This window comes from Iamia sp. SCSIO 61187 (assembly GCF_019443745.1).
GTDB lineage: Bacteria > Actinomycetota > Acidimicrobiia > Acidimicrobiales > Iamiaceae > Iamia.
Genome location: NZ_CP050948.1, coordinates 164978 through 187626 on the forward strand (window position 1 = coordinate 164978; position 22649 = coordinate 187626).

Consider the following 22649-nt stretch of genomic DNA (forward strand, 5'->3'; position numbering starts at 1 on the left):
GCGAGGGACCCCCCACCCCCGGGGACCGTCAGGTGCTGGAACCGGAGCTGGCCAGCGTGGCGAGGAACCAGAAGACCCACGCGACGAGCACCACCCCGGCGGCGATGGCGTTGACGAGCAGCGCCGTCTGCCCCTGCGGGTGGCCCTCCTTCTTGGCCTCGTTGGCGAAGTACAGCCCGACGAGCGGGCCGGGCAGGCAGCAGAGGAGGAAGGTGGCGGCGCCGATCCAGGCGAAGAGGATCTTGTCGCTGCCCGGCGCCTTGGCGCCGGCCGGGGCCGAGGGCGCGTACCCCGGGGCGGGGGCCGCGCCCGGCGACCACGCCGGAGGGGCGGCGGCCGCCGGGGCGTACGCCGGCGCCCCCGGGGGGGCGCCGTAGCCGGCCGGCGCGGCCGGGGCGGCGGCGGGCGGGGGCGGCGGGGGACCGGGCGCCTTGGCCAGGTCGGGGCCGGGCGTGGCCCCGCCGGGACGGGGCGGCGGGGCGCTGACCTGGATCGGGCCCGACGGCACCGGCGCCTGCGGCAGCCCGTGGTCGAGGGGGGTGCCGGCCGCCTCGGCGGCCTGGAGGGTGCCCGAGAACTTGGCCGCGCCCAGCACCACCGCCCCCTTGGGGTCGTCCCACGTGCTGACCCGGTCGCCGTAGCGCTCGCCCATCCGCTGCTGGACCAGCGGCAACCGGCTCGACCCGCCGACCAGGTACACCTTGGCGATGTCGTACTTGGAGAGCCCGGCGCTCTCGATGGTGCGGGCCATCTCGTCGACGGTGCGGTCGACGTCGGCGGCGATCAGGGCCTCGAACTCGTCCCGGGTGACGGTGATGTCCCGCTCGAGCGAGCCGACGTACACCGACGCCCGCGGGTTGCGCGACAGCTGCTCCTTGGCCGCCCGGGCCTGGGTCAGGAGGTCGGCCCCGGCCCGGCGCCACGCCCGCTCGTCGCTGGTCTGCATGTTCTCCCAGACCGTCGGGTCCTCCCGGGCGACCAGGCTGCCCAGGTGCTGGAACATCCGGTGGTCGAAGTCCTCGCCGCCGATGCGCTCGGTGCCGCCGGGCAGGCCCACGACCTTGAACGAGGTCTCGGTCCGGCGCATCACGCAGGTGTCGAAGGTGCCGCCGCCGAGGTCGTAGACGGCGACGTGCTGGCCGACCTCGAGCGGGTCCTCCACGTAGTGGGCGGCGGCGACCGGCTCGGGGCAGAACTCGACCCGGCTGAACCCGGCCTGGCGGGCGGCGGCCCGCAGGACGTCGATGCGCTCGGGACCCCACCGCGCCGGGTGGGTGAGGACGATGTGTCCGGGCTCGCCGCCGTGCTTGGCCCGGGCCGCCTCGGTGTGCGGTCCGAGGAGGGCGGCCACGGCGTCGTTGATGGGGACGGCCTGGCCGCCGAGGAGCAGGGTGTGGCCCTTGCCCAGCCGGCGCTTGGGGGCCCGCTCGACCCGCTCGGGGACGACGGCGGCCTGGTTGTCGGCCTCCCGGCCGACGATCCACGTCCCGCCGGCCGACAGCAGCACGACCGACGGGACCCGGCGGTCACCGGCGACCTCGACGGCCTCCACCACGCCGTCCGCCCAGGTGGCGCCGGTGGTGTTGCTGGTGCCGAAGTCGATGGCCAGGTTCCACATCGTGATCTCCCTGCTGCGTCCCCGCGGCGCGGCCGCCCCGAGCAGCGCCGCACTCTAGGCCGGGCCTGGCCAGGGCTGGTCCGGGGACGCATCCCCGGATGACCCGGGTCAGCTGGCCGGGCGCTCCTGGGTGTCGACGCGCACGGCGGGGATCTCGCCGGTGATCGCGGTCATGCGGAGGAAGACGTCCTCGAGGGTGTGGCGCCCGGCCCGGAGGTCGGCGAGGGGGAGGTCGTTGGCCGCCAGCCACGCGGTCAGGGCGTTGATGTTCGACGGCGTGGGCTCGAGGCCGACGACGTACTCGCCCGGCGCCACCTCGTCGACGCCGGCCATCAGCGTCTTGCCCAGGGCGGCGGTGTCGAGCCCGGGCGGCGCCCCGAAGCGGATCTCGGCGGTCCCGGCCGACCGCATCAGCTCCGCCGGCGTCCCGCTGGCCACGACCCGGCCGCGATCGACGATGACGACCAGGTCGGCGGTCTTCTCCGCCTCCTCCAGGTCGTGGGTCGTCACGATGACGGCCACGCCGGCGGTCTTGAGGTCGGCGACCAGCTGGCGGACGAGCTGGCGCCCCGAGGGGTCGATGCCCGCCGTCGGCTCGTCGAGGAGCACGACCTCGGGCCGGCCGACGAGGGCGAGGGCCAGCGACAGCCGCTGCTGCTCGCCGCCCGAGAGGGTGCGCCACGTCGCCCGGGCGCGGTGGCTGAGCCCGACCCGCTCCAGCAGGGTCGTCGGGTCGTCGGGGCGGGCGTGGAACGAGGCCACCAGGCGGAGCATCTCGATGGGCCGGGCACCGGGGTAGACGCCGCCCTCCTGGGGCATGGCGCCGAGGTGGGGCATGAGCCGCTGGTGGTCGGTGCTGGGGTCGAGACCGAGGACCCGGACCGACCCGCCGGCGGGGCGGAGGAGGCCCACGACGGTCTCGACCGTCGTGGTCTTGCCGGCTCCGTTGGGGCCGAGCAGGGCGAGGACCTGGCCCGGGGCCACCGCGAAGCTGACGCCGTCGACGGCCAGGTGGTCGCCGCGCCGGACGACGAGCCGGTCGACCTCCACGGCAGCCATCTCGGCACGCTAACGGGCAGGACCGCGGCCTCGGCAACGCCGCGCCCCGCCCCTGGCGGCCCGCCGGCCGAACCGGGGACGGGCGGGGCGAGCCGGGCGTCTACCGTTCCCCCGTGCTCGACATCAGGCGGATCCGCAGCGATCTCGACGGCGTGAAGGCCGACCTCGCCCGCAAGGGCGTGGACGGCTCCGACGTCGACGCCGTGGCCGCTGCCGACGCCCGCCAGCGCCAGCTGGCCGCCCGGCGCGACGAGCTCCGCAGCCAGGTCAAGGCCCTGTCGGCCGAGGTCGGCCGGCTCCACCGCGACGGGCGGGGCGACGAGGCCGACGCCCTCCGCGACGAGAGCCGCCGGCGGGGCGACGAGGAGGCCGCCGTGGCCGCCGAGGTCGACGCCCTCACCGCCGAGGTCCGGGACCGGCTGCTGGCCATCCCCAACACGCCGCACCCCGACGTGCCCGACGGGGCCGACGACAAGGACAACCCGGTGCTGCGGGTGCGGGGCTTCGACCCCGACGGCTACGGCCCGCACCAGCGCGTCCCGCACTGGGACACCGGAACCGCCCTCGGGATCCTCGACCTCGAGCGGGCCGTGAAGATCTCGGGGTCGATGTTCACCATGCTCCGGGGCGCCGGTGCCACCCTCTCGCGGGCGCTGTGCCAGTACGCCCTCGACGCCAACGCCGACGCCTACGAGGAGATCCGGCCCCCGAGCCTGGTCACCACGGCCACACTCACCGCCACCGGGCAGCTCCCCAAGTTCGCCGACGACGCCTACGCCATCCCCCGCGACGACCTGTGGGCCATCCCCACCGCCGAGGCCCCCCTGACCTCGATCGCCGCCGGCGAGGTGCTCGCCGCCGCCGACCTGCCCCTGCGGCTGATGGCCTACTCGCCCTGCTACCGCCGGGAGGCGGGCTCGGCCGGCCGCGACACGCGCGGCCTGCTGCGGGTCCACGAGTTCGACAAGGTCGAGATCTTCGCCTACGCCACGCCCGAGCAGGCCCCGGCCGAGCTCGAGGCCATGGTCGCCCGGGCCGAGGGCCTGATCGCCGACCTGGGCCTGGCCCACCGGGTCATCGAGATCTGCGCCGGCGACCAGGGCCAGGCCCACCACCGCAGCTACGACATCGAGGTCTACGCCCCGGGCGTCGACCAGTGGCTCGAGGTCTCGTCGGTCTCGTGGCTGTCCGACTACCAGGCCCGCCGGGCGGCCATCCGCTACCGCCCCGAGCAGGCCAAGGGCAACGAGCTGGTGCACACCCTCAACGGCTCGGCCCTCGCCGTGCCCCGGGTGTGGGCGGCCATCGTCGAGACGCACCGCCAGCCCGACGGCACGGTCGCCGTCCCGGAGCCGTTGCTGCCGTACATGCGCGGCCAGACCGTCATCTCCTAGCGACGACGCGACCAGCCCCGGCGGCGAGAGCCTGGCTGTCCGATCACGCCCAGCCCGGCGCAGCCGCTGGGGGTCTGGGGGTCTCCCCCAGACGAAGCGGCGTGGGCCCGAGGAACGAGGGCTCCGCCGCTGGGGAGGTCTTCGGTGCGAGCGCAGCGAGCACGTTCAGCTCGAAGGAACGGAGGGAGCGCCAGCGACCGAGTGACCGAGAAGACCTACGCGGCGCGGCGGCGGGCGATCTCGTGGAGCTGGTCGGCGGTGACGATGCCGAGGAGGCGCTCGTCGGCGTCGACCAGGGCGACCCACCCGGCGTCGTCGAGCAGCAGGGCGGCGAAGGCGTCCTTCAGGGTGTGGCCCTCGCCCACCCGGGCGTCGAGGGCGACGGCGGCGTCGCCGACGGTGCCGGTCGCCCCGGCGTCGCCCTCGGTGGCGGAGTGGCGCAGGACGCCGACGAGGCGGTCGTCGCGCACCACCGGGGCGTGGACCCAGCGGGCGGCGTCGAGCAGCTTGCGGGCCTCGGTGAGCGGCATGCCCACGTCCACCACGACCTCGGGTGCGACGACGTCGGCCCGGTCGAGGGGGACGACGTCGAGCCGCTTCAGGCCCCGGTCGGACCCGACGAAGTCGGCCACGAAGGACGAGGCGGGCCGGTCGAGCACGACCTCGGGGGTGTCGTACTGGGCGAGCACGCCACCGACCTGGAGCACGGCGATGCGGTCGCCGAGGGTGACGGCCTCGTCGACGTCGTGGGTCACGAACACGATGGTCTTGCGCACCGTCTCCTGGAGGCGCAGGAACTCCTGCTGGAGGCGGTCGCGGCTGATCGGGTCGATGGCCCCGAAGGGCTCGTCCATCAGCAGGACCGGCGGGTCGGCGGCGAGGGCCCGGGCCACCCCGACGCGCTGGCGCTGCCCGCCGGAGAGCTGGTGCGGGTAGCGCTCGCGGTACTCGCCGGCCGGGAGGCCGACCAGCTCCAGCAGCTCGTCGGTGCGGGCCCGGATGCGCCCCTTGTCCCAGCCCAGCAGGCCGGGCACGGTGCCGATGTTGTCGCCCACGGTGTGGTGCGGGAACAGGCCGACCTGCTGGATGACGTAGCCCATGCGCCGCCGGAGCCCGACCGGGTCGACGTCGGTGACGTCCTCGCCGCCGAGGAGGATGCGGCCCGACGTGGGCTCGATGAGCCGGTTGATCATCCGCATGGTGGTCGTCTTGCCGCAGCCCGAGGGCCCGACGAGCATGCAGATCTCGCCCTCGGCGACCTCGAGGCTGAGCTCGCGCACCGCGACCTGGCCGTTGTCGTACCGCTTGGTGACGGAGTCGAGCGTGATCATGGGCGTCGCCGGATCTCCGTGGGGTTCGTTGGCATCGGCTGACCGGCAGGCTACCGTCACGCCGGATCCCACCACTGACCCAACGACCGCTCCGTGGCGGTCGATGGCCGGCTACCCGGGGCGCGTTCGACGACGCGGGAGGGCACCGTGCAACCCACTCCAGCAACGGCTCAGGGATGACCGCGCTCATCGTGGCCTCCAACACCGAGCGGTGGTTCTGGGCCGAGTGGGTCGGCCGCGACGCGAACCAGGACCTGATCTGGACCGCCACCCGCGAGCACGTGATCCTCACCGTCGGGAGCGTGGTCCTGGGGCTGCTCATCGCCGTCCCCGCCTCGATCGCCGTGGTCCGCCACCCTCGGCTCAAGGGCGTCGTGCTCGGCACCGCCGGCGTCTTCTACACGATCCCCTCGCTGGCCCTCTACGGCCTGCTGGTGCCCTACACGGGGCTGTCGCGCACCACCGCCCTGGTGCCGCTCACCCTCTACACCCTGCTGATCCTGGTGCGGAACACCGTCACCGGTCTCGAGCAGGTGCCCGAGGAGGTCCGCGACGCGGCCGACGGCATGGGCCTCGACCGGCGCCAGCGGCTGTGGAAGGTCGAGATGCCGCTGGCCCTGCCGTCGATCATGGCCGGCATCCGCATCGCCACGGTGAGCACCATCGGGATGCTCACCATCGCCGCCCTCGTCGGCCTGGGCGGGCTGGGCCAGCTGATCCTCACCGGCCTCAACCGGCCCATGCGCACGGCGGTCACCGTCGGTGTGGTCCTCTCGATCGCCCTCGCCATCGGGTCCGACGTGGGCCTGGCCTGGGTGGGCCGGCGCCTGGCCCCGTGGACGGTGCGTCGGCGCGGCCGGCGGGACGACCGCGCCGACGACGAGGTCGCCCCGAGCGACCGGGCCGCCGTGCTGCCCGATGGCGCGGTGGCCGCCTGATGGGGCCGATCGGCGCCGTGCTGGCCCAGTCGTCGGGCACGAGCGAGGACAACCTCCTCGTCCAGACGTTCGACTACCTGCGCGACCAGGCCCGCTACCGCGGTCCCAACGGGATCACCACCCGCATCCTCGAGCACGTGCAGATCTCGGTCGTCGCCGTGGTCGCCGCCATCGTCGTGGCCGTCCCCATCTCGCTGTGGCTCGGCCACAAGCGGCGCTTCGGGCTGCTGGTGATCAACGTCTCCAACGTCGGGCGGGCGATCCCGTCGTTCGCCATCCTGGTGGTGGGCAACCAGATCCTCGGCCTCGACGAGAAGCCGGTGATCGGCCTGGTCAGCGTGTTCCTCGCCCTGCTCGCCCTGGCCATCCCGCCCATCGTCACCAACACCTACGTCGGCATCGCCGAGATCCCCGACGACGTGCGCGACGCGGCCCGGGGCATGGGCCTGTCGGAGGGGCAGATCCTGCGCCGGGTCGAGATCCCGCTGGCCGTCCCGCTGATCATGGCCGGCATCCGCACCACCGCCGTCCAGGTCGTGGCCACCGCCACCATCGCCGCCCAGCTCGGGGCCGGTGGCCTGGGCCGGTTCATCATCGACGGCTTCGCCACCCGCTCCACCGGGGGCTTCGTCAAGGTCATCGTGGGCGCCGTCCTCGTCGCCCTCCTCGCCCTGGTCACCGAGCTGCTGCTCGGCCTGGTCCAGCGGGCGCTCACCCCCAAGGGCCTGCGCGCCGCGCGCCGGGCCTGCGCCGCCGCCGGCTCGGCCGAGGCCGAGCCCGACGACGACGCCCCGTCCGCCTCGCCGCCCCCCGGCGAGCCCGCCCTGGCCGGCGCTGCCTAGCGCCGACCGGAACCATCCCCCGACCTGCTCCCACCGAAAGGCCCACCATCGTGACCACCACCCGACGGCGTCTCGTCGCCGCCCTGCTCGTCCCCCTCCTGGCGCTCGGCGCCGCCGCCTGCACCGACAGCGACGACGGGGACGAGACCACCTCCGGCGACGACTCCGGCGCCACCGACGAGACCGGGGGCGCCGAGTTCACCTTCAGCCCCCTCGACGCCGGCGGCCCCAACACCAAGGCCGCCCTCGAGAACGGCGACATCGACATCGCCCTCCTCTTCTCCTCCGACGGCGCAATCGCGGCCAACGAGTGGGTCGCCCTGGAGGACGACGAGGACCTGCAGCCGGCCGACAACTTCGTCCCGGCCATCCGCACCGACGCCACCAACGACGACATCGCCGCCGTGCTCGATGCCGTGAGCGGCGCCCTCACCGTCGAGGACATGCAGGGCCTGGTCGCCCAGGTCTCGATCGACGGCGACAACCCGGAGGACGCGGCGGCGGCCTACCTGGAGGAGAAGGGCCTCCCCGGCGACCTCACCGCCGAGGGCAGCCTCACCGTGGGCAGCTCCAACTTCGCCGAGTCGAACATCGCCGCCCAGCTCTACGGCCAGGCCCTCGAGGCCGCCGGCGTCGACGTCTCCTACACCCCTGACATCGGGGCCCGCGACGTCTACTACGAGGCCCTCAAGTCCGGTGACATCGACCTCGTCCCGGAGTTCACCGGCACCCTGCTGACGTTCCTCGACGGTGAGGCCGAGGCCAGCCCCGACGTCGAGGAGGTCCTCGAGCAGCTCCGCCCCCTGGCCGAGGAGGACGGGATCACCATCCTCGAGCCGGCCGAGGCCGACAGCGTGAACACCTTCGTCGTCACCGCCGAGACGGCCGAGGAGTACGGCCTCAGCACCGTCTCGGACCTGGCCGGCGTGGAGGACCCCCTGGTCCTCGGCGGTCCGCCCGAGTGCCCCGAGCGGCCGTACTGCCTGGTCGGGCTGCAGGAGACCTACGGCCTCAGCTTCGCCGAGTAGCCGATCGCGGCACGCTCACCCCGCCACCGACGATGATGGCGGGGTGAGCGAGCGCAGCGAGCGAACCAGACGGCGCGTGAGCGAGCGCAGCGAGCGAACCAGACGGCGCGTGAGCGAGCGCAGCGAGCGAACCAGACGGCGCGTGAGCGAGCGCAGCGAGCGAACCAGACGGCGCGTGAGCGAGCGCAGCGAGCGAACCAGACGCCGCGTGAGCGAGCCGGCGAGCGAAACAGAGGACACGTGAGCGAACCACCGTCTGCGCCCCGACCGCCCCACGGGGTCCTCGACCTCACCGCCGTGCGGGAGGACTACCAGGCCACCGGTCTCCACCGCGCCGACCTGGCCGACGACCCGCTCGACCAGTTCCGGGCCTGGTACGCCGACTGGGAGGCGGTCGACCCGTTCGACCCGGCGGCGGTCGCCCTGGCCACCGCCACCCCGGACGGCCGGCCGTCGGTGCGGTTCGTGCTCGTCCGCCGGGTCGACCACGGCTTCTGCTTCTTCACCGACACCACCAGCCGCAAGGGCGAGGAGCTGGCGGCCAACCCGCAGGCCGCCCTGTGCTTCGGGTGGATCCCCCTGAGCCGCCAGGTGCGGGCGGTGGGTCCCGTCGAGCGCTTGAGCGACGCCGAGGTCGACGCCTACTGGGAGGCCCGGCCCCACGGGTCCCGGGTGTCGGCGGTGGCGTCGGCCCAGAGCCAGCCCATCGCCGATCGCGCCGCCCTCGAGACCCGCCGGGACGAGGTCGCCGCCGCGGTGGGCGACGGCCCCGTCGAGCGCCCCGAGGGCTGGGGCGGCTACCGGCTCACGCCCGACGAGGTCGAGGTCTGGCAGGGCCGGGCCGACCGCCTGCACGACCGGTTCCTCTACACCCGCGCCGGCGACGGGTGGGCCATCCAGCGCCTGATGCCGTAGCCGGAGGATCAGGAGGTGCGGGACCGGCCACCCGCGCGGAGGACGACCACGAGGGCGACGGCGGCGACGAACAGGGCCAGGACCAGGCCCAGCTCGACGCCGCCGATGTCTTGGACCCGGGCCGAGATGTCCGACGACCACCCGGTGACCCGGTCGATGACGGGGTCGTCGGGGGTGCGGGTGTCGAGCCGGATCTCGGCCAGGCCGTACCAGACGAGGTAGACGCCGGCCAGCACGAGCAGGGCGCCCGACACCCGGCTGACGTGGGCCGAGGCCGAGCGGGCGACGGCGGCCAGCGACCCCCGGGCCAGGGCCACCGAGACCGACAGGGCCACCAGCACCAGGGCGAAGCCGACGGCGAACCCGGCGAGCTGGGTGAGGCCCGTGTCCCAGCCCTCGCCGAAGGTGGTGCTCACCTGGATGAGGAACACGGGCAGGGCGCACGACACCGAGACCACGGCGTAGGACGCCCCGTAGGCGACCATGGCGGCCATCCCCCGGCCGCCGCCCCCGCTGCGGTCGAGGCGGGGGAGGGGGACCTTCAGCGTCCGGCCGCTCACCAGCACCACGCCCACCACGGCCAGGGCCACGCCGACCACCGGGGTGATCCAGGGCGTGACCTCCTCGACCTGGGCCGAGGCGGCGGTGGCCAGCAGGCCGAGGGTGCCGAAGACGGCGACGAAGCCGAGGGCGACCGACAGGGCCACGGCCACGGCGCGGGCCACGGCGGCGCCGGCCGGCTGGCGCTCGTCGTCGCCGGTGATGAACCAGCCCAGGTAGGCCGGGAGCATCGGGAGGGCGCAGGGGTTCACCGTGGCCAGCATCCCGGCCGTGAACGCCACCGCGATGCGGGCGTCGCCCATCAGCCGCACTCCTCCAGGGACTGGTTGAGCAGCGACTGGTTGATCTTCTCGCACAGCCGCTCGGCCGAGACCTCCCGCCGGACGACGTCGACGACGGTGCCGTCCGCGTCGACGAGGACGGTCGTCGGGAAGGTGGTGACGTCGAGGGCCCGACCGAGGGCGCCGTCGACGTCCCGGGCCAGGTCGTAGGTGACGCCGGTGCGGTCGACCAGGCGCGTGGCCGCCTCGACGGTGTCGTTGACGTTCACCCCGAGGAAGGCGACGTCGTCGCCGAGGGACTCGTGCACCCGCTGGAAGGCGGGCATCTCGTCGACGCACGGCTCGCACCACGAGCCCCAGAAGTTCACGACCAGGGGCTGGCCCCGGTAGTCCGAGATGGTGATGTCGTCGCCCCCGCCCAGGCGCGGCAGGACGATGTCGGGGACGTCCTCGGCCGGGGTGAGGGTGCCCAGACCGGCGGCCTCGTCGGTGTCGTCGGTGGTCAGGCGGTTGGCCACGAACCCGGCCAGCAGGGCCGCGATCAGGGCCACGAGTGCGCACACGGCGAGGGTGCGCCCGTCGAGGCCCCGGCGGGCCGCCCGCCGCCCGGGACCGGGAGCGGTGCGGCCGGGGTCGGTGGTGGCCGCGTCGGACCCGTCGGGGTCGTCGTCGGGCCCGTCGGGGGCGGTGGCCTCGTCGGCCGGCTCATCGGCCGGCGCGTCGTCTCTGTCGTCGCTCGCGGCCATGGGGGAAGGCTAGGGGCGGGTCGCCGCTCCGAGCCATGCGGGGAGGGGCCGGGTGGGTCAGCCCGGCGGCAGCAGGAGGGTCGCCAGGTCGAGGGCCCGGCGCTCGGCGTGGGCGTGGAGGGCGGCCGGCTCGACCAAGCTGGCCTCGACCAGCAGCGCGACCAGGACGGCGCACACCGATCGGGCGGCCAGATCGACGTCGACGGCCAGCTCCGGCACGAGGCGGGGGAGGGTCTCGCGCAGCCCCTCCTCCAGCGTGGCCAGCAGCTCGGCCCCGACCTCCCGGGCGGTCCCGTCGCCGTGGAGGGCCTCGCTGAGCAGCAGCTTCCAGATGGTGGCCTCGGCCAGGGCTCCGTCCCACATGTCGACGACCAGGGCGGCCAGGCGCTCGGCCGGGGGCAGGCGCAGGTCGGGCACGGGCATGGCCTGGAGCTGGGCGCCGTAGCGGCGCTCCTCGATCACCGCCCGGAGCAGGGCGTCCTTCGACGCGAAGTAGTGGTAGAGGGCGGCCACGTTGAGCCCGCAGGCCGAGGCCAGGGCCCGCATGCTGGTCGCCGACGCGCCCCGCTCGGCCATGAGGTCGAGGGCGGTGTCGAGGATGCGCTCGCGCTGGCCCTGGGGCGGCGTCGGACGGGGGGCGACGACGGGGGTGCTCACCGGGCGGCCAGCGGGGACTCGGGCCGCGACACCGGGGTGAAGATCGCCGGGAGGCGGTCGATGCCCACGACCAGCGTCGAGCGGTTGCGGTCGATGGTGGTCGGGTCGACGGCCCGCACGTCGGGCAGCCGCTCCAGCAGCGCCTGGAACACCAGCTTCACCTCCAGCCGGGCCAGGTTGGCCCCCAGGCAGTAGTGGGTGCCGGCGCCGAAGGCCAGGTGGTTGTTGGGGTCGCGGTCGACCACGAAGTCGTCGGGTCGGTCGAACACCCGGTCGTCGCGGTTGGCCGACTGGTACAGCATGAGGATCCGGTCGCCGACGTCGATGCGCTGGCCGTGGATCTCGTGGGCCTCGGTGCAGGTGCGCATGAAGGTCATGACCGGGGTCGTCCACCGGATGATCTCCTCCACGGCCGTGTCGATCAGGGTCGGGTCGGCCAGCAGCCGGTCCCGCTGGTCGGGGAAGAGGCTGAGGGCGAGCAGGCCGCCGGAGATGGCGTTGCGCGTCGTCTCGTTGCCGGCGACGAGCAGCAGGGTGAGGAACATCAGCAGCTCGTCGTCCTGGAGCGACCCGTCGCCGTAGAGCTCGGGGTCGCCCGACTTCAGGTCCTTCTGCAACCCGCCCTCGTCGTGGGCCCGGGTGAGGATGCCGATGATGTCGTCGGTGGCGGCGCCGTGGCGCTCGGCGATGAGCCCGGTGCACATCTCGGCGAACTCGCCGAAGGCGACGGCGGCGTCGTGGAGCTCGGGGTCGTCGCCCTCGTGGCCGTCGCCCGCCATCATGGCGTCGGACCAGCGGTACATCCGGTCCCGCTCGGCCGGGTCGAGCCCCATCATCTCGCTGATGACGATGAGCGGGACGTGGGCGGCCAGCTCGCTGACGAACTCGACCTCGCCCCGGTGCTGGACCTCGTCGATCAGCCGGTCGGCCAGGTCGCGGATGTGGGGGGCGATCTCGCGGACCCGGCGGGGCGTGAAGCCCCGGTTGATCAGGCGCCGCTGCCGGGTGTGCTCGGGGTCGTCGAGGGCGATGAGGGACATGTCCGCCGCCACCTTGGGCCGCACCCCCTGGGCCGCCGACCACAGGTCGGACCGGCGGGAGACCTCGAAGACGTCGGCGTGGCGGCTCACGACCCACAGGTCGTTGGTGGTGTCCCGGTAGAGGGGGGCCTCGTCGCGGAGCCACCGGTACGTGGCCCAGGGGTCGTCGTAGAGGTCGGGGGCGAGGATGTCGACCTCGCGGGTGGTGGTGGCGCCGACGGACATGGCGCCCATGATGCGCCTGAACGAACGTTTGGTCAACCCAAGCGAACGTTCGCGGGCGAGATTGGCAGGGTTCGGATGCTCGGGACGCGGGTAGTCCCGGTCCTGTCCCACCCACCGGCGCCTCCCCTGTCGCCGGTGGCGTCCCTGGCGGGAACCCTCCGAGTCCCGAGCTGCCCCGCAGCTCGGGTCTCGGCGCGCCCGGGACGCACACGGAAGGTGCCTGGCACCATCCGTGCGGGCTAGGAGCGGACGAGCCGGGCGATGGCGGCGGTGGCCTCGGCGACGATGCGGTCGGCCTCGGCCTGGTCGCCCTGGCGGGCGGCGTCGGCGACGCAGTGGCGGATGTGCTGGTCGAGCAGGCCGAGGGCCACGCTCTCGAGGGCCGAGCTCACCGCGCTGATCTGGGTCAGGACGTCGATGCAGTAGGTGTCGTCGTCGACCATCCGCTGGAGGCCGCGCACCTGGCCCTCGATCCGCTTGAGGCGGCGGGCGTAGTCGTCCTTGTCCATCGAGTAGCCGGGCACCGGGACGTCCTTGGTCGGTGCCCAGGGTACCCCCTGGGGGTACGTCAGCGGTGGGGGCCGCCCATCGTCTGGGTCGTCCAGCGCTGCCCGTCCCAGTAGCGGTGGCCGCCCCGGGCCCACGGGTCCGGGTACCAGCCCGGACGCTGGGCGCCGAGGGCGGGGAGGGCGGCGGGCGCCGAGCGACCGGCCCGGGTGGCGATCGCCACGGTGGCCACGACGACGAGCCCGATGAGGGCGACCCAGAGGATCGGTCCCACCGCGGACCCGCTGCCGTCGCCGTCGGAGACGGGCGAGGCCGGGCCGTCGAAGCGCTCGTCGAGGATGGCCGCGGCCTCCTCGTCGCGTACGACCGGCCCGATCGAGCCACCGTCCTCGGGCAGGACCTCCTCGCGCATCCACAGCGGCGTGTAGCCGGTGTCGGGGATGACCCGGTACGGCGCGGCGGCGAAGGCCTCGGCATCGACGGCGAGCAGCGGGGCGATGTCGTCGGGGGCGGGGGCGGTGGGCTCGTCGGTGAGCCACCACACGGCCGACTGGGTGGTCGTGTGGCCCACGTCGGCGACGGTCGCGGCCCGGAGGGTCTCGGCCAGGGCCACGTCGGCGGGAGCGATGGGCGACACCGGGGCGTCGCCGGAGTAGCCGTCGCCCAGCTCGGTGCAGTACGCCGGCAGGTCGTGGGTCGAGGTGCCGGGCTCGACCTCGATCGTCGGGGTGCCGCCGCTCGCGGCCACGTCGATCACCTCGGGGCTCGACGGCGGCGTCACCGCCAGGGTCTGGTCGCCCTCCGCCTCGGTGACGACGAGGGTCCCGAACGGGATGGCGACGTCGACCGCGTCGTCACCGTCGTTGGTGATCTCGAGCACGACGCCCATGTCGCCGTCCTCGATCGAGGTGGTGGTCGCAACGGCGGCGACGCCGGCGACCTCCCCGTCGAGGACCTGGGCGAGCGTCGGGGCCCCGGCCGGAGCCTCCTGGGCACCGGCGGCGAGCGGGGCGCCGGCGACGACGAGGCCCAGGACGGCGGTGACCAGCACCAACCGGGCGGTGCGCCGGGCGGGGGCCCCGGCGGGGGGACGGTGGGTCATCGGATCCTCCGCGGGCGACGACGACGGTGCCCGACGGTACCCCTCGATCCCCGCCCTGTCCTGTCGTGGGCGGGGGAGCCCTCCCCCGTCCGTTTCGCCCCGCCGCCGCCGGGTGGGCTGGGATGCGGGGCATGGAACGGCCGATCCGACCGACGACCATCGCCCTCCTCGGTGTCGCCGCCCTGGGTGCCGTGGCGGTGTGGCGCCGCCGCCCCGACGACCTGCCGGCCGCGCCCGGGCCGGTGTCGGGACGCACGTCGTGGGCCCGCAGCGCCCGCCTCGGCGCCGTCGGGGCCCGCGGGGCGGGGCGCTACGCCGCCCACCGCGCCCGGCGGACCTTCGCCGACGCCGCCCGCCGGGAGCACCTCGACATGCAGTTCCAGATGCAGACGGCCGAGGACGTGGCCGCCGCCCTGGGCGACATGAAGGGCGCCCTGATGAAGGTGGGGCAGATGGCCTCGTACCTCGACCAGGGCCTGCCCGAGCCGGTGCGCGAGGCCCTGTCGCAGCTGCGCTCCGACGCCCCCCCGATGGCCCCCGAGCTGGCCGCCCAGGTGATCCGGGAGGAGCTGGGCGGCGACCCCGTGTCGGTCTTCGCCGAGTGGGACCCGGTGCCGATCGCGGCGGCCTCGATCGGCCAGGTCCACCGGGCCCTCACCCACGACGACCGGGCCGTGGCGGTCAAGGTCCAGTACCCGGGTGTCGCCGCCGCCATCCGCTCCGACCTGGCCAGCGCCGGCCTGCTGTTCTCGGGGCTGGGGGCCGCCTTCCCGGGCCTCGAGCCCGGCCCCCTCGTCGAGGAGCTCAAGGCCCGTCTGACCGAGGAGCTCGACTACGCCCTCGAGGCCCGCAACCAGGCCCTGTTCGCCGCCGCCTACCGAGGTCACCCGTTCATCCACGTCCCCGAGGTCGTGCCCGCCCTGTCGACGGCGCGGGTGCTGACCACCGAGCTGGCGACGGGCGAGCCCTTCGAGGCGGTGACCGGGGCGGACCAGGCGACCCGCGACCGGGCCGGCGAGATCCTCTACCGCTTCGTCTTCCGCAGCCTGTACCGGCTCCGGGCCTTCAACGGCGACCCCCACCCGGGCAACTACCTCTTCGCCCCCGACGGCACGGTGACGTTCCTCGACTTCGGCCTGGTGAAGCACTTCCACGGCGACGAGCTGGCGGTGTTCTCCGACATGGTCGAGGCCATGAGCACCACCCGGGACCCGGCCCGGTTCCGGGGGATCGTCGAGCGCGTCGGCCTCCTGCCGGCGGGGCACCCGGCGAGCGACGCCGAGGTCATCGACTACTTCGGGCACTTCTACGAGATGGTCGACCAGCGGGGCCGGTTCACCTTCACGCCCGAGTACGCCAGCGAGACGATGCGGCGGATCTTCGACCAGAGCGGCCCCTACGGCGAGATCCAGAAGGCGGCCAACCTGCCGCCGTCGTTCGTGATCATCCAGCGCATCAACCTCGGGCTCTACGCCATCCTCGGCGAGCTGGGCGCCACCGGCGACTGGCGGGCCATCGCCGAGGAGCTGTGGCCCTTCGTCGACGCCCCGCCCGCCACCGAGCTCGGTGAGCAGGAGCACGACTGGATCGAGCGTCGGCGGACCGAGGGCGACCCGACCCCGCTGGCGTAGCCCCCGACCGGCGACGAACGCGGGCCGGTGACGGCCGGCGAGGGTCGTGCCGGCCCGGGTCGCAGGTCGGGCGATGACGCAGGTCGGGGCTACGCCTGCTCGAGGACGAGGAGGAAGTCGAAGCTGCCCTCGTCGGCGACGTCGGCGACGAAGCCGGGCCCGTCGACCTCCATGTCGTGGTCGGCCAGCACGATCGGGATGAACTCGCTCGGGGTGACCCGGAAGGTCGCGCCGTCGGCGACGACGTCGACGGCGAAGGTGACGGGCCGGGTCACGCCGTGGAGGGTGAGGTCGCCGGTGGCCTCGGCCGTCACCACCTCGCCGCTCCCGACGTCGTCACCCAGCTCGATGGGGGCGGTGAGCGAGAACGTGGCCTCGGGGAAGGCGCCGGTCTCGAGGCCGGTGCGCTCCATGGCCCGGGCCCGGTTGGCCACGTCGAAGCCGGGGGGTGCGTCGGTGAACGCGAGGGTGGTCATGTCGGCGGTGATGGTCGCCTCGGTGACGGCGCCGTCGGCCACGACCACCGACCCGCCCACCTCGGTGTGGCCCTCGACGGCGTGGTCGGCCACCCCGCCGATGGTCTCGGTGATGGCCAGGGTGGTCTCGCTCCCGTCGGCCACGACCGTCCAGGTGCCGTCGACCGTGCTCGCCGTGCTGGTCTCGCACGGGTCCGGGTCGCAGCCGACCTCGGCCTTCTCGACGCTGTCGTCGCGGATGACGAAGTACCACACCCCGACGCCGACCAGCACCAGCACCACCACGATCACCGCTCCGACCAGCTTCTTGATCATGCAAGCAGTCTGGTCGCTCGGACGGGGCCCGGCCCGTCGGCCCGGACCGGTCCGGTCGGGTCGCACCCGCCTCCCGAGCCCCGACGGGCGGATCAGCGGCGCGGTCGGGGGAGCTCGAGGCGGGCGAACACCGCGACCAGACCGGCCAGCACCAGGCCGGGGAGGACCAGCCACACCGGGCGCAGCAGCCACCAGGTCGGGCTGGTCTCCGACGGGAGGGTGAGCCCGAGGCCGACGGCCACCCCGATCACCGCCACGAGGGCGGTCATGTGCCAGGCGAACACGGTCATGGCCACGGCGTTGACGGCGACCACGGCCCGCCACGGCCCCCGGCGGGCCAGCCACCGCTCGGCGGCCGGACGCCCCAGGGCGATGAGCCCGAGCTGGAGGACGGCCAGGACGGCGATCGGGGCCGTCGTCGGGAACATGTTGCTGAGCCCGCCGCCCCGCACCGCCACCATCGACGGCGGGTAGGGGCCGACGCCGGTGAGCAGGGCCAGCGTCGCCGCCGCGCCCACCGCCAGGCCGGCCTGGGCCCGCCGGCCCCAGGTCGTCACCGTCCCGTCCCGCCAGAGGTAGCCGAGCTGGTGGGCGGTCACCCAGACCAGGGCGGTCGTCACGTAGCCCCAGCGGTCCTCGCCGGTGGAGAACCGGAGCCCGTCGGCGACGGCGATGCCGGCGGCCAGGGCCCCGAGCGTGCCGAGCGGGTGGCGGCGGTGGGCCCCGATGGTGGCGGGGGCGAGGAGGAGGACGGCGCTGTAGGCGCCCATGAACCACAGGGGGACGAACACCACCATCCCCCAGGACGTCACGCTGGGGACGCCCAGGGCGGCCCGGGCGACGGTGTCGGCGACGCCCCACGCCACGACCACGGCGGCGAGGGGCCGCCCCAGCCGGGCCAGGCGCCCGGCGGCGTAGGCCCGCCAGGTGGCCGCCCCGTCCCGCTCGAGCCGCTGCCACGACGCCAGGTTGGCGAACCCGCCCACCACGAAGAAGGCGGGCATGACCTGGAGGACCCACGTGGCCAGCCAACCGGCCGGGATCTCGTCGATGGGGTTCGGCATGGTGAGCGCACCGTCGGCCCGCACGTGGGTGATGGAGAACACCCAGTGCCACAGCACCACCACGACGATGCAGAGGGCGCGGACGGCGTCGACGGTGCGGTCGCGGTGGGCGGGCGTGGCGGCGACGAGGGCGTCGAGGCCGACGTCGGGGGTGGTCGCGGTGGCGGTGGGCATGGGTCCGACGGTGCCCGACGGCGACGGCCCCGCTCGCCCGGGTCAGCCCCCGGATGGGCCTGGGGGTGCCCCCCAGGGGCTCTCGCGGTCCGCCACCCGGGCGGCCGGCGGCCCCCCCGGGGTGGGATCGGTGGGGCGGTCGCGTTCGGCGGCCCGGGCGGCGCGCACCACCCGGCGCTGGCGGGGGCGGACCACGAACAGCTCGGTGGCGAAGGCGACCACGCCGAGGACGGTGGCCAGGGTCAGCAGGAGTCCGGCGGGGACGGCCCGGTCCGCCACCCGGTCGCGGCACGGTTCGGTGCGCGCCGCGGCGGCGACGTCGGCGTCGAGCGTGACCACCTCGCCGTCGGGGCCGAGGATCCGACCGTCGGGGTCGGGCACGACGTCGACCCGCCCGGCCAGCAGGTAGGCGCCGGGGGCCCCGCAGTCCTGGACGCCGGGCGTCTCGACCGGCACTGCCAGCAGCACGCCGGCCACCAGGTAGCAGAGCAGGGCCAGCCCGGCGCCGACCATCGAGAGCCGGGCGATCGCGCCCACCGGCGGGGGGTCCAGGGCCGGGGCCAGCGGCGGCCAGGCCGGCTCGGCCGGCGACGCCGGCGGCGCCGGCGGCGCCGGATGCGGGGGCTGGTCGACCACGGCCGCCGAGCCTGGCACAGCGATCCCCCCGGGCGGCACCCGGCCCGGTCTCCCGCCTTCCGGGGCGGGGCCGGTCGGGAATGCCGACCCGATCCCTCATGGGGCAGGTCACAGCGCCGATGGGTCCTCCGCGTCCGGACCGCTCTCATCCCAAGCCGCGGAACCCCACCGAGGTTCCGCGGGTGCGGCGAGGTCGCCCGGGGCCGGCTCCGTGGAACCCCCTCCCGGGGCCGGCCCCCTCACCTCTCCCGCGGCCGGGTCGTCGACGGTCCGATGCCCCCTGGCGTCGCGACGCGTCCTAGCGTCGCCCCCGTGCTGGCCGAGGCGTCCACCGGGGGAGCGTTCCTGGGCGAGGACCTGCTGGCCTACCTGCTGCTCGCCTTCGGCGGGGCCATGCTCGTGGGCAACCTGTTGGCGCTCTACCGACCGCCGCCGCGCCTGCGGGAGGCGGGGCAGCGGGCCCCGGTCGGGCGCAGCCTGGTCATGGCCGGACTGGGGGCGGTGGCCTTCGTGTGGGCCCTCGCCAGCCTGATCAACGGCTGACGGCCGAGGCGTCGGGGTCCGGGGTCCGCCGGCCGGCCGCCCGTCGGGTCGACCGCACGACGAGGGCGACGATGACGGCGAGGGCGGCGACGATCAGCCCGAACAGGGCGACCTGGGCCCAGCCGCCGGGCTCGCCGGGGTCGTCGGGCGCCCGCCCCTCGCCCGGCTCGGGGATGATGCTGGGCCGCTCGGCGCCCTGCTGGGCGATCCGGCAGGCGGTGTCGTCCTCGGCGCAGGCGACGGTGGTGTCCGTCGTCCGACGCTCGTCGCCCGACCCGCCCGCGAGCACGGCCACCAGGGCGATCAGCACGACGAGGATCCCGAGGAACAGCGCCCCGGCGACCACGAAGCGGCGCCGTTCGCCGTCGGCGGCGGGTGCTGACGAGGAGCTCACGCCTCCAGTGTGCAAGATGGCCCGCCGGGGTCCCCGGTCGAGCGACGGCGGCCTCAGCCGCCGGGCGACCACCCCGGCGGGGCCAGCTCGAAGCCGTCGAAGCCGAACGCAGGAGCGACGGTGCACCCGACCAGGACGGCTCCGGCGACGGGTCGCGCCGCCTGCCAGGCCCCGGCGAGGACGGTGCCCTGGGGTCGCTCGCCCGCCGCCAGGTCGGAGCCGAGGCGGGTGGTGGTGACCGGCCCGTCGTCGGCGGCGGCCACCAGCAGGTCGACGGGGCCGCCGGCGTAGTGGTGCCAGGTCTCGGCCGCGTCGACCCGGTGCCAGTGGGACGCCTGGTGGGCCTCGAGCAGGAAGTAGATCGCCGTCCCGACCCCCCGGCTCCCGTCGGCCGGCGCGTCCCGCCACGTCTCGGCGTACCACCCGCCCTCGGGGTGGGGGGAGAGCCCCAGGGTGGCGATGACGGCCTCGGCGTCGAGCGGGTCGGGCATCGGGCCAGCATGCCCCAGCGACGCCGATCGCCGTTCCGTTCACGTCTGGGCGGCGGGGGCCGATCAGGTGCGGGTGACCGCCACCACGTCCTCGGGCCCGCGCCCCGCCCCCGACGACGTCGATCTGGCCGTCCGGCTGGCCGAGGCCGAGGCCCGGTTCAGCCTCGGCTTCGACCACGCCCCGATCGGGATGGCGCTGGTGGACCTCGACGGCGGGTTCCTGCGGGTCAACCGGGCCATGGGCCGGATCGTCGGCCTCACCCCGTCGGAGCTCCTCGCCCGCACCTTCCAGGACATCACCGACCCCGCTGACCTGGACCTCGACCTCCACCAGCTGGGTCGCACCGTCGCCGGGGAGATCGACGGCTACACGATCGAGAAGAACTACGTCCGGGCCGACGGCTCCCTCGTCGCCTGCCAGCTCGACGTCGCCCTGGTGCGCAGCGACGACGGCACCCCGCAGCACTTCATCTCCCAGGTGCAGGACATCAGCGAGCGGAAGGCCGCCGCCGCCTCGCTCGAGCAGGTGCGCTCGGCCCAGCGGGCGTGCCTCGAGGCCCTCGAGCAGGGCGTGGTCATGGCCGACGTGGACGGGACCATCCACCTGTCCAACGCCGCCGCCTGGCGGATCCTCGGCGGTGACCCGGCCACCTTCACCCGCCGGGTGCGGACCGGGACCTGGAACGCCTACGACGAGCACGGCGACCTCATCCCCCTCGAGGACCGCCCCATCATCCACACCGCCCTGACCGGCGAGCGGGTCACCGACCGGCTGATGCACATCCGGCGCGACGACGGCCAGCACGTCGCCATCCGCATGGCCACCGAGCCGGTGCTCGACGACACCGGCGCGGTGGCGTCCATCGTGATCGCCTTCGCCGACATCTCCCACGAGCAGGCCCTGACCACGGCCCAGCGCCACGCCGACGAGGAGGTGCGGGCGAGCAAGGTCCTGCTCGAGGCGTTCCTGGAGCGCAGCGCCGACCTCATCTGCGTCCACGACGCCCGGGGGTACGTGCGCTACACGAGCCCCACCGCCGAGACCGTGCTGGGCCACCCCCTGGTGGCCGGCGACCGGATGCACTGGGACCGCATCCACCCCGACGACGCCGAGGGCGGGCTGGCGGCCTACGCCGAGCTGCTGGAGGCGCCGGGCGCGACCGTCCGGGCCGAGGTCCGCTACCGCGGCGACGACTCGTGGCGGCACCTGGAGATCGTGGCCACCAACCGGCTCGACGACCCCGCGGTGGGCGGTGTCGTGGGCAACGTCCGCGACATCACCGAGCGGGCCGAGGCCGCGGCCCAGCTGTCGTGGCAGGCGTTCCACGACCAGCTGACGGGGCTCCCCAACCGGGGCCTCCTGATGGACCGGATCGGCCAGGCGCTCGAGCGCACGCGCCGCCAGGGCGAGCGGCTGGCCCTGCTCTTCATCGACCTCGACCGGTTCAAGCTGGTCAACGACGAGCGCGGCCACGAGGCCGGCGACAGCCTGCTCGTCGAGGTCGCCGGTCGGCTGCGCGACACCGTCCGGTCCTCGGACACCGTGGCCCGGCTCGGCGGCGACGAGTTCGTGGTCGTGGCCGAGGGCGGTGACGACCACGACATCGCCGCCCTCGCGACCCGGATCCTCACCGCCCTCGAGGTTCCGGTGGTGCTCCCCGACGACTCCGCCCTGGCCGTCTCGGCGTCGATCGGCCTGGCCTACGACGCCGGCCACCCGCCGGAACGCCTGCTGCGCGACGCCGACGCCGCCCTGTACCGGGCCAAGCAGCGGGGCCGGAACCGGATGGAGGTCTTCAACGAGGCCCTGCGCGTCGCCGCCCAGCGCCGGTCGACGGTCGAGACGACCCTCCGCCGGGCCCTCGACGACGGCGCCCTCGCCGTGCACCACCAGCCCATCGTCTCGCTCGACGACGGGTCGGTGGTCGGGACCGAGGCCCTCGTGCGCATCCCGTCGCGGGACGGGCACCTCGAGGCCCCGCAGGAGTACATCGCCGTCGCCGAGGACCGGGGCCTGATCGTCCCCCTGGGCGAGGCCGTGCTCGAGTCGGTCGGGCGCACCCTGGCGGCCTGGCGGACCGCCGCCGCCCCCTGCGACCCGGCCACGTTCGTCTCGGTCAACGTCTCGGCCCGCCAGCTCGGGTCGTCGTCGTTCGCCGCCGGCGTCGCCGCGACCCTGGACCGGCACGGTCTGCGGCCCCGGGACCTGGTCGTGGAGTTCACCGAGGACACCGTCATCGGGGCCGACCGATCGACCGGCCGGACGATCGACGCCCTGCACGAGATGGGCGTGCGCCTCTGGCTGGACGACTTCGGCACCGGCTACAGCAGCCTCGCCTACCTCAAGCGGTTCCCGATGGACGCCCTCAAGCTCGACCGCTCCTTCGTGCGCGGGCTGGGCGAGGACCACAGCGACACCGAGATCGTGCGGGCCGTGCTCGCCCTGGGGCGGTCGCTGGGCCTGACCGTGGTCGCCGAGGGCGTGGAGACGCCCCGCCAGCTGACGCTCCTCCACGACCTCGGGTGCCACCGGGTCCAGGGCTTCCTCGTGGGCCGCCCCGCCCCCGCCGACGAGGTCGACCGCGAGGCGCGCCACCTCGACGTCCTCGGCACCGACCCCGCCCAGCCCCGCCTCCCCCTGCGCTGACCGGTCCCGCCGCGCTCCCACCGCGTTCCGGCGA

General features: G+C 74.9%; 22 protein-coding genes. 8 read left to right on the forward strand and 14 right to left on the reverse strand.

All coding sequences use genetic code 11. From position 1 onward, the window contains the following. Positions 1-28: 28 nt before the first annotated feature. Positions 29-1618 (reverse strand): Hsp70 family protein, encoded by a 1590-nt coding sequence (locus tag HC251_RS00790; protein WP_219943426.1) that lies wholly within the window; start codon positions 1616-1618, stop codon positions 29-31. A 108-nt stretch (positions 1619-1726) separates the two neighbouring features. Beyond that, positions 1727-2677 carry an ABC transporter ATP-binding protein gene (locus HC251_RS00795; protein ID WP_219943427.1) on the reverse strand — a complete coding sequence of 317 codons (951 nt, stop codon included), beginning with the start codon at positions 2675-2677 and terminating at the stop codon, positions 1727-1729. A 113-nt stretch (positions 2678-2790) separates the two neighbouring features. Here HC251_RS00795 and serS point away from each other — a divergent pair, with 113 nt between their 5' ends. Then, complete coding sequence (serS, locus tag HC251_RS00800) at positions 2791-4071, forward strand: serine--tRNA ligase (RefSeq protein WP_219943428.1); 1281 nt, start codon at positions 2791-2793, stop codon at positions 4069-4071. A gap of 215 nt (positions 4072-4286) precedes the next feature. Here serS and HC251_RS00805 read toward each other — a convergent pair whose 3' ends face one another. After that, the gene (locus tag HC251_RS00805) at positions 4287-5402 is read right to left on the reverse strand and encodes an ABC transporter ATP-binding protein (protein ID WP_219943429.1); all 1116 of its coding nucleotides are present in this window, start codon (positions 5400-5402) and stop codon (positions 4287-4289) included. Between the two features lie 176 nt (positions 5403-5578). On the opposite strand from HC251_RS00805, the gene HC251_RS00810 reads away from it, so the two are divergent. From HC251_RS00810 to pdxH, 4 genes are all read left to right on the forward strand, one after another. Then, positions 5579-6340, forward strand: coding sequence for an ABC transporter permease (locus tag HC251_RS00810; protein ID WP_219943430.1), 762 nt, complete (start codon positions 5579-5581; stop codon positions 6338-6340). Beyond that, complete coding sequence (locus HC251_RS00815) at positions 6340-7182, forward strand: ABC transporter permease (protein ID WP_219943431.1); 843 nt, start codon at positions 6340-6342, stop codon at positions 7180-7182. The genes HC251_RS00810 and HC251_RS00815 overlap by 1 nt, the downstream gene beginning before the upstream one ends. 50 nt (positions 7183-7232) lie before the next feature. Further along, positions 7233-8210 carry a glycine betaine ABC transporter substrate-binding protein gene (locus HC251_RS00820; protein WP_219943432.1) on the forward strand — a complete coding sequence of 326 codons (978 nt, stop codon included), beginning with the start codon at positions 7233-7235 and terminating at the stop codon, positions 8208-8210. Positions 8211-8450: 240 nt separating this feature from the next. Continuing rightward, positions 8451-9125 (forward strand): pyridoxamine 5'-phosphate oxidase, encoded by a 675-nt coding sequence (gene pdxH / locus HC251_RS00825; protein ID WP_219943433.1) that lies wholly within the window; start codon positions 8451-8453, stop codon positions 9123-9125. An 8-nt stretch (positions 9126-9133) separates the two neighbouring features. Here the strand turns inward: pdxH and HC251_RS00830 are convergent, their stop codons facing one another. The 6 genes from HC251_RS00830 to HC251_RS00855 form a co-directional block, all read right to left on the reverse strand. Beyond that, positions 9134-9988, reverse strand: a complete 855-nt coding sequence (locus HC251_RS00830; protein ID WP_219943434.1) for a cytochrome c biogenesis CcdA family protein — start codon at positions 9986-9988, stop codon at positions 9134-9136. Continuing rightward, entirely contained in the window at positions 9988-10713 is a 726-nt protein-coding gene (locus HC251_RS00835) for a TlpA disulfide reductase family protein (RefSeq protein ID WP_219943435.1), read from the reverse strand. The genes HC251_RS00830 and HC251_RS00835 overlap by 1 nt, the downstream gene beginning before the upstream one ends. Before the next feature lie 57 nt (positions 10714-10770). After that, a complete protein-coding gene (locus HC251_RS00840) occupies positions 10771-11370 on the reverse strand; it encodes a TetR/AcrR family transcriptional regulator (RefSeq protein ID WP_219943436.1) in 600 nt (199 codons plus the stop codon). Then, positions 11367-12635, reverse strand: coding sequence for a cytochrome P450 (locus HC251_RS00845; protein ID WP_219943437.1), 1269 nt, complete (start codon positions 12633-12635; stop codon positions 11367-11369). Before HC251_RS00845 ends, HC251_RS00840 begins: the two co-directional genes overlap by 4 nt. Before the next feature lie 239 nt (positions 12636-12874). Then, positions 12875-13144, reverse strand: a complete 270-nt coding sequence (locus tag HC251_RS00850; RefSeq protein ID WP_219945583.1) for a metal-sensitive transcriptional regulator — start codon at positions 13142-13144, stop codon at positions 12875-12877. A 59-nt stretch (positions 13145-13203) separates the two neighbouring features. Then, positions 13204-14244: a DUF2510 domain-containing protein gene (locus HC251_RS00855; RefSeq protein ID WP_219943438.1), complete on the reverse strand. Its 1041-nt coding sequence runs from the start codon at positions 14242-14244 to the stop codon at positions 13204-13206. Positions 14245-14375: 131 nt separating this feature from the next. Between HC251_RS00855 and HC251_RS00860 the strand changes: the two genes are divergently transcribed. Then, positions 14376-15875, forward strand: a complete 1500-nt coding sequence (locus HC251_RS00860) for an AarF/ABC1/UbiB kinase family protein (RefSeq protein WP_219943439.1) — start codon at positions 14376-14378, stop codon at positions 15873-15875. Positions 15876-15964: 89 nt separating this feature from the next. Here HC251_RS00860 and HC251_RS00865 read toward each other — a convergent pair whose 3' ends face one another. The 3 genes from HC251_RS00865 to HC251_RS00875 all read right to left on the reverse strand — a co-directional run bounded on the left by HC251_RS00865 (position 15965) and on the right by HC251_RS00875 (position 18540). Continuing rightward, the gene (locus HC251_RS00865) at positions 15965-16666 is read right to left on the reverse strand and encodes a YceI family protein (protein ID WP_219943440.1); all 702 of its coding nucleotides are present in this window, start codon (positions 16664-16666) and stop codon (positions 15965-15967) included. Positions 16667-16758: 92 nt separating this feature from the next. Then, on the reverse strand, positions 16759-17904 hold the full coding sequence (locus tag HC251_RS00870) for an acyltransferase (protein ID WP_219943441.1): 1146 nt from the start codon (positions 17902-17904) through the stop codon (positions 16759-16761). A 42-nt stretch (positions 17905-17946) separates the two neighbouring features. Beyond that, positions 17947-18540, reverse strand: coding sequence for a hypothetical protein (locus HC251_RS00875; protein WP_219943442.1), 594 nt, complete (start codon positions 18538-18540; stop codon positions 17947-17949). 312 nt (positions 18541-18852) lie between these two features. Here HC251_RS00875 and HC251_RS00880 point away from each other — a divergent pair, with 312 nt between their 5' ends. Further along, complete coding sequence (locus HC251_RS00880) at positions 18853-19083, forward strand: hypothetical protein (protein ID WP_219943443.1); 231 nt, start codon at positions 18853-18855, stop codon at positions 19081-19083. Here HC251_RS00880 and HC251_RS00885 read toward each other — a convergent pair. Together HC251_RS00885 and HC251_RS00890 are read right to left on the reverse strand one after the other, a co-directional pair. Continuing rightward, positions 19073-19477 (reverse strand): hypothetical protein, encoded by a 405-nt coding sequence (locus HC251_RS00885; RefSeq protein ID WP_219943444.1) that lies wholly within the window; start codon positions 19475-19477, stop codon positions 19073-19075. The genes HC251_RS00880 and HC251_RS00885 overlap by 11 nt on opposite strands. A 53-nt stretch (positions 19478-19530) precedes the next feature. Continuing rightward, on the reverse strand, positions 19531-19968 hold the full coding sequence (locus tag HC251_RS00890; protein ID WP_219943445.1) for a cupin domain-containing protein: 438 nt from the start codon (positions 19966-19968) through the stop codon (positions 19531-19533). A 73-nt stretch (positions 19969-20041) separates the two neighbouring features. Here HC251_RS00890 and HC251_RS00895 point away from each other — a divergent pair, with 73 nt between their 5' ends. Further along, positions 20042-22615: an EAL domain-containing protein gene (locus HC251_RS00895; RefSeq protein WP_219943446.1), complete on the forward strand. Its 2574-nt coding sequence runs from the start codon at positions 20042-20044 to the stop codon at positions 22613-22615. The last annotated feature ends 34 nt before the right edge of the window (positions 22616-22649 follow it).

Bases quoted from the DNA above. Each gene is read 5' to 3' on its own strand.
- HC251_RS00795 (WP_219943427.1), bottom strand. From the start codon at position 2,677: ATGGCTGCCGTGGAGGTCGACCGGCTCGTCGTCCGGCGCGGCGACCAC.
- HC251_RS00790 (WP_219943426.1), bottom strand. From the start codon at position 1,618: ATGTGGAACCTGGCCATCGACTTCGGCACCAGCAACACCACCGGCGCC.
- HC251_RS00845 (WP_219943437.1), bottom strand. From the start codon at position 12,635: ATGTCCGTCGGCGCCACCACCACCCGCGAGGTCGACATCCTCGCCCCC.
- HC251_RS00810 (WP_219943430.1), top strand. From the start codon at position 5,579: ATGACCGCGCTCATCGTGGCCTCCAACACCGAGCGGTGGTTCTGGGCC.
- HC251_RS00870 (WP_219943441.1), bottom strand. From the start codon at position 17,904: ATGCCCACCGCCACCGCGACCACCCCCGACGTCGGCCTCGACGCCCTC.
- HC251_RS00865 (WP_219943440.1), bottom strand. From the start codon at position 16,666: ATGATCAAGAAGCTGGTCGGAGCGGTGATCGTGGTGGTGCTGGTGCTG.
- HC251_RS00855 (WP_219943438.1), bottom strand. From the start codon at position 14,244: ATGACCCACCGTCCCCCCGCCGGGGCCCCCGCCCGGCGCACCGCCCGG.
- HC251_RS00835 (WP_219943435.1), bottom strand. From the start codon at position 10,713: ATGGCCGCGAGCGACGACAGAGACGACGCGCCGGCCGATGAGCCGGCC.
- HC251_RS00805 (WP_219943429.1), bottom strand. From the start codon at position 5,402: ATGATCACGCTCGACTCCGTCACCAAGCGGTACGACAACGGCCAGGTC.
- HC251_RS00815 (WP_219943431.1), top strand. From the start codon at position 6,340: ATGGGGCCGATCGGCGCCGTGCTGGCCCAGTCGTCGGGCACGAGCGAG.
- HC251_RS00860 (WP_219943439.1), top strand. From the start codon at position 14,376: ATGGAACGGCCGATCCGACCGACGACCATCGCCCTCCTCGGTGTCGCC.
- HC251_RS00830 (WP_219943434.1), bottom strand. From the start codon at position 9,988: ATGGGCGACGCCCGCATCGCGGTGGCGTTCACGGCCGGGATGCTGGCC.
- HC251_RS00850 (WP_219945583.1), bottom strand. From the start codon at position 13,144: ATGGACAAGGACGACTACGCCCGCCGCCTCAAGCGGATCGAGGGCCAG.
- HC251_RS00890 (WP_219943445.1), bottom strand. From the start codon at position 19,968: ATGCCCGACCCGCTCGACGCCGAGGCCGTCATCGCCACCCTGGGGCTC.